The sequence below is a fragment of the Streptomyces sp. H27-C3 genome, assembly GCF_030063415.1.
In the GTDB taxonomy this organism is placed as follows: domain Bacteria; phylum Actinomycetota; class Actinomycetes; order Streptomycetales; family Streptomycetaceae; genus Streptomyces.
In genome coordinates this window covers 1-9625 of sequence record NZ_JASITA010000086.1, presented here as the reverse complement: position 1 = coordinate 9625, position 9625 = coordinate 1, and the positions used below count along the sequence as shown (strand labels likewise).

The 9625-nt window shown below is 69.5% G+C and carries 8 protein-coding genes and 1 rRNA gene; 3 read left to right on the top strand and 6 right to left on the bottom strand.

Going from position 1 to position 9625, the window contains the following annotated elements:
• Both rrf and QMK30_RS37795 read left to right on the top strand, forming a co-directional pair.
• A 5S ribosomal RNA gene (gene rrf / locus QMK30_RS37800) occupies positions 1-76 on the top strand; the annotation flags it as partial.
• Between the two features lie 175 nt (positions 77-251).
• On the top strand, positions 252-734 hold the full coding sequence (locus tag QMK30_RS37795) for a hypothetical protein (protein WP_349362165.1): 483 nt from the start codon (positions 252-254) through the stop codon (positions 732-734).
• A gap of 34 nt (positions 735-768) precedes the next feature.
• On the opposite strand, the gene QMK30_RS37790 is transcribed toward QMK30_RS37795, so the two are convergent.
• From QMK30_RS37790 to QMK30_RS37765, 6 genes are all read right to left on the bottom strand, one after another.
• The gene (locus QMK30_RS37790; protein ID WP_283522867.1) at positions 769-2691 is read right to left on the bottom strand and encodes a type IV secretory system conjugative DNA transfer family protein; all 1923 of its coding nucleotides are present in this window, start codon (positions 2689-2691) and stop codon (positions 769-771) included.
• 1 nt (position 2692) lies between these two features.
• Positions 2693-4102, bottom strand: coding sequence for an ATP-binding protein (locus QMK30_RS37785; protein ID WP_283522865.1), 1410 nt, complete (start codon positions 4100-4102; stop codon positions 2693-2695).
• An 18-nt stretch (positions 4103-4120) separates the two neighbouring features.
• The gene (locus QMK30_RS37780; protein ID WP_283522863.1) at positions 4121-5671 is read right to left on the bottom strand and encodes an SCO6880 family protein; all 1551 of its coding nucleotides are present in this window, start codon (positions 5669-5671) and stop codon (positions 4121-4123) included.
• On the bottom strand, positions 5668-7023 hold the full coding sequence (locus QMK30_RS37775) for a hypothetical protein (protein ID WP_283522862.1): 1356 nt from the start codon (positions 7021-7023) through the stop codon (positions 5668-5670). Before QMK30_RS37775 ends, QMK30_RS37780 begins: the two co-directional genes overlap by 4 nt.
• Entirely contained in the window at positions 7013-7864 is an 852-nt protein-coding gene (locus tag QMK30_RS37770) for a hypothetical protein (RefSeq protein ID WP_283522861.1), read from the bottom strand. The genes QMK30_RS37775 and QMK30_RS37770 overlap by 11 nt, the downstream gene beginning before the upstream one ends.
• 186 nt (positions 7865-8050) lie before the next feature.
• A complete protein-coding gene (locus tag QMK30_RS37765; RefSeq protein ID WP_283522860.1) occupies positions 8051-8359 on the bottom strand; it encodes a DUF8827 family protein in 309 nt (102 codons plus the stop codon).
• A gap of 497 nt (positions 8360-8856) precedes the next feature.
• Here QMK30_RS37765 and QMK30_RS37760 point away from each other — a divergent pair, with 497 nt between their 5' ends.
• A complete protein-coding gene (locus QMK30_RS37760) occupies positions 8857-9228 on the top strand; it encodes a VOC family protein (protein ID WP_283522859.1) in 372 nt (123 codons plus the stop codon).
• Positions 9229-9625: the final 397 nt, after the last annotated feature.

Below are 9625 nucleotides of genomic sequence, written 5' to 3'. Positions count from 1 at the left end.
GAACCCGGAAGCTAAGCCTTTCAGCGCCGATGGTACTGCAGGGGGGACCCTGTGGGAGAGTAGGACGCCGCCGAACAATTATTGTGGGAGAGCCCCGCACCTTATGGTGCGGGGCTTTCCTGCGTTCTGAGCCGGATTGAACGATGGAGGGCGATCCTCCGTACGGATGTACGGACCCTCGTGCAGGGGCCGGGGTTCGCCGCAGTCCGGCGGGGGCCTCTTTGCTCTGGTGGCGCAGTGAGGATCGGCTCATGGATGACGACAGCAGGCTTCCCGTGCGGGCACTCCCGGATGGAACAGCGGAGTTGCGGCTGGTGGTTCGGCTGGACTGGCAGGACGTCGCGGCCCTGGGGCAGGAGGCGTCCCGGTTGGCCGCGCAGGATCAGCGGCCCGTCAGTCTCGACGAGGCGGCCGGCCGACGGCTGCGTACCCGGGCTTCGGTACCCGCGCGATCCGCGTCGGAGCAGGCCTCAGCCGCTGCCGGACCGTCGGTGACCGCGGGGGCGTCGGGCTCATCGGTGTCCGCGATCTCCGGTCGGTCGCCGTCGGAACAGGCCCGGCACGCCATCGAGAAGCTCAACGAGCCGCTCGAGGACACCGGTCAGGCCAGGGCGCCGATGCCTCCCGCGTCGGCCCCGACCAGTCCCGTCAGTCCCGTCAGTCCGGTCAGTCCTGTGGCGGTGTCGTCGCTCGACGGCCGGACGAGCCAGGCCGCGGCGGCCGCGGGGAGGTGAGGAGAGGGGCACGCTGAGGGGCAGGCCGTGCGGGTCAGTCGGTGAGGGTGTGGTCCGGCCACCGGGCCCGCCCCTGCTCCGGCGAGCGGAGCAGGACGAGGATCGGCAGTCCCTGGTCCCGGCCGTTCGACAGCAGCTCAGGAAGCCGGGGAAGGGGCGCCACCGCCGCGACGTCGTCGAGGACAAGCGTCATTGGTGGGTCGAGCCGACCGTCGGATGACCGTGCGGCCATGCGGCGGCCGTGCTCGACCACGTCTGCGGCGAGCGCGGTGAGCAGAGGCATTGCCCCGGGGCGCGACCGGGGGTCCTCGATTGCTTCACCCACCACATAAAGGGTGCCCCCTTCATCAGCAAATGATTCCAGAGTGAGCGAATCGGTTCGATTCGGCGTGCAGGCCTCGCGGATGTGGATCGAGGAGAGTGCGGCGAGGGCTCGGGCCGTCAACTCCTGAGCGATCTCGCGGCGTTCGGGGTGCGCGGTGAGCGCGGATTCGAGCAGGCCCGCGGCGCCGCTGGACGCCTTGGTGTGGGTGCGGAGGATACGTACCGCCTCGTGCGCGCTGTGTCCTTGTGCCCAGCGGTGCACCTGCCGGAACGGGCGCCCGTCGACGGCGGCGGCATGCAGCCAGCTGCTCAGGAGCGTCTCGGCGGTGTCGGCCATCGCGGCGTCGAGGCGCGCCTGCGGGCGTACGGGCGCGAGTAGTGCGACGGCGCGGGCCGCGGCGACGTCGGCCTTCTCGCAGCCGGCGGTGGGCGACCAGTGAAGGCGGGCCGGGGTGTCGCAGAGGTGCCCGGGGTCGTACACGAGGACGGGACCCAGCTTGGCGCGGGCGTCCTTCGTCTCGGCCCACACGCTGGGGTCGGAGGTGACGACGAGGACGGGACCTTCGGCGTCCAGGACGGCCTGAACGGTGGTGGGCCGCCGCGTCTGCGGACCGCCGTAGAGGACGCGGGGGGTGCGGGGCGCGGGCACGGCGGGGTTGCCCCACGCGTCGGTCGCGCCCGGGTAGGGGGAGGGGGATGCGTGCGGGCCCGTGGGCGGGGCGGTGCCGCCGCCCGGGATCGTGCCGGGCGGGGCGCCGAATGCGGCTCCTGGCAAGTGCGGTGTGGGGCCTGGCCCTTGGGGGCCGCCAGGACCTGGCGCGGCTCCGGCGGAGGCGTCGGCCGCGGGGGCGTTCGTACCGGCAACCGGTGCGCCCGCACCGGGGTTGGCTGCGTCCCCGCCGGGGAGGCCCGCGTCCGCCGCGTGCGGGAAGTAGGGCTCTGCGCCCGCCCCTTGGGGGTTGGCGGATCCCACTCCTGCTCCGTCGCTCAGGATTGGCCCTGTGCCTGCGGAGCCTCCAGGACCGGCGCCGCCCGCCGGGAAGTACGGGACAGGGGCATGCTGCCCACCGACAGTCGCGTTCGGGCCCGGGCCCGGCCCCGGTCTCGCCGAGGGCAAGCCACCGGCCGCGTAGCCGTAACCGTGGCCGGCCCCGCCGTCCGCATCCGCGCCCGGCACCTCACCGTCACCGCGTCCCGCACCTGCAGCCCCGGCACCACGTGCGGCCGGGCCCGTCTTCCCTCGTCCAGCCGCCCCCCGTACCGCTCTCCACCGTGCCAGCGTGCCCAGGGCGAAGATCGTGAGGACGATCAGGACCATCAGCTCGCCGATCAACAGGCCCCAGAACAGGCCGTATCCCGAGAGTTGGTCCGCCGGGGTGTCCGGCCAGGCCGCCGGGAGGTCCTGGGGGCCGCCGAGGAGGTGGCGCAGGGCCAGCGGCGTACGTGTGAAGGTGACGCCGTCCGGCCACGCGCCGTGAGCGAACAGGCCCGACAGGCCCGTCGCCAGCCACGCCAGGATCGTCAGGCCGAACAGGAAGGCCAGCAGGCCGACCAGCAGCCCGTCCGGGATGCCGCGCTCCGACGTGCCGCCACCCTGCCCGTGTCCCGTCACCGGGCTGTCCCCGCGCGCCATTTCAGGCGACCGTCGATTCGGAGGACTCGTTCATCTGCTGCTCTATGAACGTGGCCCTCTCCTCCGCCTCCAGCTCGGCCGCGTGCATGTCGTCGGACAGCATCTGCGCCGACGACTCCGTCATCGCGCGGTCGGTGAAGACCAGTGGCCGTTCGGCCTCGGTGATCAGGTGTTTGACGACCTGGACATTGCCGTTGACGTCCCACACCGCGATGCCGGGCGTCAGCGTCGGGATGATCTCGACCGCCCACCGGGGCAGCCCGAGCACCAGGCCGGTCGCCCGCGCCTCATCCGCCTTCTGGGCGTAGATCGTCCGGGTCGATGCCATCTTCAGGATCGCCGCGGCCTCCCGCGCCGCCGCGCCGTCCACCACGTCGGACAGGTGGTGAACCACCGCCACGAACGACAGGCCGAGCCGCCGACCGAACTTGAGGAGGCGCTGGAAAAGCTGCGCCACAAAAGGCGAGTTGATGATGTGCCACGCCTCCTCGACGAGGAAGATGCGCTTCTTGCGGTCGGGCCTGATCCAGGTATGTTCGAGCCAGACACCCACGATCGCCATCAGGATCGGCATCGCGATGGAGTTCCGGTCGATGTGCGACAGGTCGAAGACGATCAGCGGCGCGTCGAGATCGATGCCGATGGTCGTCGGCCCGTCGAACATGCCCCGCAGGTCACCGTCGACGAGACGGTCGATCACCAGGGCCACGTCCAGGCCCCAGGCCCGTACGTCGTCCAGGTCGACGTTCATGGCGAGCGCCGATTCCGGTTTCGGGTGGCGCAGTTGCTCGACGATGTCGGTGAGGACGGGCTGGCGCTCGACGACCGTCTCGTGCACATACGCGTGCGCGACCTTGAGCGCGAAGCCGGACCGCTCGTCGAGCCCGTGCCCCATCGCGACCTCGATGATCGTGCGGAGCAGGGCCAGTTGGCCCGTCGTCGTGATCGCCGGATCCAGCGGGTTGAGCTTGATCCCGCCGTCGAGCGTGGCCATCGGGTCGAGTCGAATGGGGGTTATGCCCAGCTCCTGGGCGATGAGGTTCCATTCGCCGACGCCGTCCTCGCCCTGCGCGTCGAGGACCACCACCTGGCGGTCGCGGAAGCGCAACTGACGCAGTACGTACGTCTTTTCCAGCGCCGACTTGCCGTTGCCGGACTCGCCGAGGACCAGCCAGTGCGGCGCGGGGAGCTGCTGTCCGTACAGCTGGAAGGGGTCGTAGATGTACCCCTTGCCGCTGTACACCTCACGGCCGATGATCACGCCCGAGTCGCCGAGACCGGGAGCCGCGGTCGGCAGATAGACGGCCTGGGCCTGCCCCGTCGACGTACGGACGGGGAGTCTGGTCGTCTCGACCTTCCCGAACAGGAAGCTGGTGAAGGCATCCGTGGCGGCGGCCAGGGGATCTCGCATGCGGGGTTGCCCTCTCGGCTAGCGGCGGATGCCTGTGGCGAACGGCAAGGTGTTGACGAAGGCCCGGTGATGCTCGCGGTCGCACCACTCCAGCTTCAGATACGACTTTCCGGCCGAGGCCCTGATGGTCCGCTTGTCGCGGGCCAGCGCCTCGGGTGAGCGCGACGACACAGTGATGTACCCGACGAGGTTCACCCCCGCAGCACCGCTGGCGAGATCTTCACCCCGCTGGTCCATCCGGCCGTGTGCCGCGATGTCGCGCGGGTCGACGGTCCGGTTCATCTTCATGGCGCGGCTCGCGTCCGCGTCGTCGTTGGTCTTCTCCGTCAGCATCCGCTCGATGGCGACCTCGGTGGGTTCGAGATCCATGGTGACCGCGACCGTGCGGATCACATCGGGGGTGTGCACGAGCAGCGGGGCCAGGAAGTTGACGCCGACGGGCGTCATGGGCCATTCCTTCACCCAGGCGGTGGCGTGGCACCAGGGCGCACGCGTCGAGGACTCACGCGTCTTGGCCTGCAGATACGTTGCTTCCATCGCATCCAGCTCGGCCGGCCAGGCATTGCGCTTCGTCATCGCCTGAATGTGGTCTATCGGGTGGTCCGGGTCGTACATCGAGTGCACGAGGGACGCCAGGCGCCCCTGCCCCAGCGGCTGGCGGACCCGGATGTCGGCCTCCGCGAGGCGCGCGCAGATGTCGGTGAGCTCGCGGGCCATGACCACGGCCAGACCGGCGTCCCGGTCGAGCTTGCGACCGCCGTGCGGGCGGGCGGCGCGGGCCATGGTCTGGGCCTCGGCGGCCAGCTCGCGGGAGTAGTGCATGCAGGCGACGAGGTACGCGCGGTGCTGCTCGCTGGAGGTCGACACCATCGACTGGAGCTGCTCGTACGACTCCTGGAGCCATCCGGGTGCCTTGGTGTCGCCGCGCTGGGACACGTCCTTGGCGTGCGCGTCGGGGTCGGCGGGGAGCGTGCGCGCGAGCATCTGAAGGCGTGTCACATAGCCGTCGCCGTTGGCGACATGCTTGAGGAGCGTGCCGAAACGGTCGACCAGAGCCTCCTGGTCCTCGCTGTCGCGCAGGCCGACGCCGGGGCCCTCGATCTCGATGGCTGCGGTGACCGTGCGCCGGTCGGCGTGCAGGAGGACGGCGATCTCGTCCGGGCCGAAGGGCGCGGCGAGCCAGTTGATCCGCCCGATGCCGGGCGGCGGGCCCACCTCGACCTCGCGGCCGTCGCCGGTCACGCCCGCCTCCATGGCGGAGGAGCGGTACGCCGTGTCGCTGCGCAGGGTGCGCTTGTAACTGCGGTTGATCTCGAACCACTTGTAGAACGTGCGGTGCCTGTAGGGGACGTACACCGCCATCAGCGCGATGAGCGGGCAGCCCATCAGCAGGACGATCCGCAGGGAGAGTACGGGGACGAGCAGGCCGCTCATCATTCCGAGGAACGCACCGACGATGATCACCGCGATCTCGCCGGTCTCGCGGTTCTTGCCGACGATCGCGTTCGGCCGGGCGCGGCCGATCAGATACGTGCGGCGGGGCGCGATCGGCTGGGACTGGGTCGTCAACGCCCTCCACCTCCAGTGCTGTTGGTGCCGGAACCCTTGTTGCCGCCGGTGGCGCGGTGGCTGTGGGTGCTGTTGCTACGTGCCGACGGTGCGGCGGAGGGGACTGCTCCGCCACCTCCTCCGGAGCTGCCGCCGCTGCTTCCGCCGCCGCCCGATGGGCGGGAGCTGTGGGCTGCGACGCCGCCGCTGGCGGGGTTGGGCTGGCGGGGTGGCGAGCTGCTCTGCCCGCCTCCGCCGCGGCTGCTGTGGGTCTTGATGCCCTGCGAGACGAGGGCGGCGGGGGAGCTCATGACGGCGGCGGCCTGGGAGCCGTCGGTCGCCTTGTTGCGGGTGGTGCGGGCGGACGCGATCTCGTCGCCGAAGCCGGGGACGAACCGGTAGATCATGGCGGAGGCGAAGATCGCGAGCAGGATGATGGCGAGGCCGGAGACGACCGCGGAGAACGCGTTCGGCCCCTCGTCCGCGGACAGGGCGCCGGCCAGACCGAGCACGACCACGATAACGGGCTTGATCATGATCACCGCGATCATGATGCCTGCCCAGCGGCGTACGTGCCCCCACATGTTCTTGTCGACGAGCCCCGCGTACACGACGGTGCCGAGCAGCGCGCCGACATAGAGCAGGGCGGCCCTGATGACGAGCTCCAGCCACAGGACACCGGCGGCGAGCACGGTGACGAGGGAGATGACGATCAGCATGATCGGCCCGCCCCCGATGTCCTCGCCCTTCTTGAGCGCTTCGGCGAACGACCCGAAGAACACGTCGGTCTGGCTGCCGGTGCCGGCGGCGATGACCTCGGTGATGCCGTCGGTGGCCGATACGACGGTGTAGAGGATGAGCGGCGTGAAGGCGGACGCCAGCACGGTGAGCCAGAGGAACCCGATGGCTTCGGACATGGCCGTGGTGAGCGGCACGCCCCGGATGGCGCGCTTGGCGACGGCCAGCAGCCACAGGATGATCGTGAGGACGGTGGACGCGGCGAATACGACGGCGTACTGCTGGAGGAATTTGGGGTTGGTGAAGTCGACGTTGGCGGTCGACTTCACGGCCTCGGACAGCTTCCCGACGATCCACGCGGCGGCGTCGGCGCAGCCGCTGGCGAGGGAGGAGAGGGGGTCGAGGGACTCGGCGGGGTCGGTGGGGGCGTTACGGGCGGCGCCGCCGCCTTCGCTGCCTTCGCAGTAGTCCTTGGCGGGTCCCCGGATGAGATCACAGGGGTCATTGCTCTGGTCGGGGTTTGGGGGCGGGGTGGGCGCTGCGAACGCACCGTTAGCTGTCAGTACGACCGTGGTCTGTATAGCGGTGACGGCTGCCGCGAATGTGAAGGCACGGCGAGATCGCTTACCGGGCATAAGTGAACCCTCCGAACTTCTCGACGGCGTCAGCCATGTCCTCGGCGGAGGAGGCGGTCTGGTCACGCCCGACCGGCGTGGGTCCCTCTTTCTGAGTGAAGTCGATGACCTTCCAGTCACCGTTGATCCACTTGAGCTCGAAGGCGTTCGTGTACCAGCTTTCGGCCACGGGATTCTTGGAACTTTCGCCGGCCAGTCCGAAAAGTGCCGAGTACCAGACGGAGACACTTACCGTCTCGCCGCCGAACTTTTCTGTCTTCGCACCCACCGGGCTGAAACGCGAGATGAAGGTCAAGCCGTTCGGCGCCGTGCCGTCCGGCTTGAGCCCGATGCTGGTGAGGAACTTCTCGCCGGAGTAGGCCTTGTCGAGGTCGGTCTGCCGCGTGGCGGCCACTTCGGGGGCGTAGACGGTGCTCACGATCTCGTGGCGTCGCCCCTTGTTGTACATACCGTCAGAGCCGAGGGCCACCAGGTAGTTCGTGGCAGCTGACTGCGCCCCCTGCTCGCTCTGCGTGAAACCGGACGCGATCGCGCCGTTCTTGCCCTCCACCGGCCGGATCCCCGTCGCAGCCGTCGGATCCGAACCGCCGCCCTGCTTGGCCTCCGGGTCGGGGCTGCCTTCGCCGCCGCCCCGGTTCGCGAACGCGATAGCCGCGATGAGCAGGACCACCACGCCCATCACCGTGATCAGGGACCGTGAGGTCCGTACGGGCCGTCGCGCGCCCCCGTACACGTCGCTGCCACCGCCCTCGGGGAGGCGCGTGCGGGTCTGGCCGGAGCCGCCGACACGGTCCGAACGACCCGTGTCGCTGCCGTAGCCGTGCTCGTCACCGAGACTCATGCCGCGTACGCCCCCTCAACCGATTGCATATCCGCGTAGTACGACGGTAGCCGTGCTGGTTCCCGCGCGGGCGCGGTGTGGTGACTCGACATCAGGGAGACGCAACCTCAGCCGGTGGGCACGACGGGCAGGTGGGGTGGGGAGCGGGGTGGCGGCCGGGCGTGCCCGGAAATGACCGAAGGTGGGCTAAACAGCCATCCCGTACACGATGGTGAAGAGCGTGCCGAGTGAGCCGATGATGAAGACGCCGGTGAGGCCGGCGACGATCAGGCCCTTGCCCTGCTCCGCGCTGAACGTGTCCCTCAGCGCCGTCGCGCCGATCCGCTGCTTCGCCGCACCCCAGATCGCGATGCCGAGGCACAGAAGGATGGCGATGGCCATCACGACCTCGATCATGATGCGGGCTTCGTTCCCCAGGGTCCCGAACGGACCCCAGTTGGGGGCGATTCCACCGATGATGGTGGTGATGTCGCCCTTTTCGGCTGCCAGGTTCATGTAAGTCACCGCCCCTGTCGGGTAGTTCGATGCCCCTGCCGCTCGGCACGGGGCAGGCTCTATCTTCGCTGATGAAACCGGCCTCGTATGTCGACTTGGCGGCTCTCTTTACCCGACCTCCGCACGGATCACCGGTCGTACCGCGCTGACCTGCGGTGGCGACCGGTTGTATGCGGAAACCCGTATGGTCACTCTGTGTATCACGAGGGGTGACTCCGGGCAATGATTGGCGTTATACACCTTTACCCGGACACCCGCCGCGGGCTCGGCGCGGCGCGGCGGCGCGTGGCGTCGAGGTGGGGGGGTGGTGCGGTGCTGAGGTGGTGCCGGCGCGGTGCCGGTAGTGGGTGATCGTCGCTCGTATCAGAAGGTGACGCCTTGGACGGCGGAGCGCGCCGGGCCGGGGCCTGATCTTCTCCGCCCCACATGCTTCAGGTGCGGCTGACGGGCGGTCCGTAGCGGGGCGTGCGGCGGCGCGATCGCGGACACTGGCCCGTATGCCCTTGACTCTGCATCACATCGTCGTCGACACCCACGATCTGCCAGGTCTCGCCCGCTTCTGGGCGGAGGCCCTGCGATGGCGGGTGCTGTCCGAGCGGGAGCGGGAGGTCGTTATCGGGCCCGACGAGTCCGCGCCGGTCGGCATGTGCTTCATGCCGGTGACGGACCCCAAGGCCGTCAAGAACCGCCTTCACCTGGACCTGACCACCACCGCCGAGGACCGCGACAGCGAGATCGACCGGCTGCTCGGGCTCGGTGCGCGGCGGGTGGATGTCGGGCAGAGCGGTGAGGAGTCGTGGACGGTGCTGGCTGATCCTGAGGGGAACGAGTTCTGCGTCGTACGTCCGAAGGGGACGCTCATTGGTTGAGCGGGTTTTTGTACCCGTCGTCCGCGTCGCCGCTGCCGCCGGTGCCTCCGCCCTGCAGCAGGGCCATTACGGGGAAGATCCAGTGCGTTGGGAGCCACAGCGAGCCAGGCCGCCCAGCGTCGCCTGGCCGCGTACCGCTCCTTCCAGCTGTGCCCAGCAGGCCGTCAGAGAGCCCACGCTGATCAGTGCGCCGTAGCGCCGCACCCGCGTCATCGTCGGCGAGGCATCACCCAAGATGCACATCGGCAAGGACGTCGACCACTGAGGACGACTGAGGTTCCCCCGAGATGCGGAAGATGGTGACAGAGGGTCAGATGGTTCTCATGAGAGGAACATCGGCCATGGCTGCCCCCAGAAAGTACTCGCTGGAGTTGCGTGAGCGTGCGGTGCGGATGTA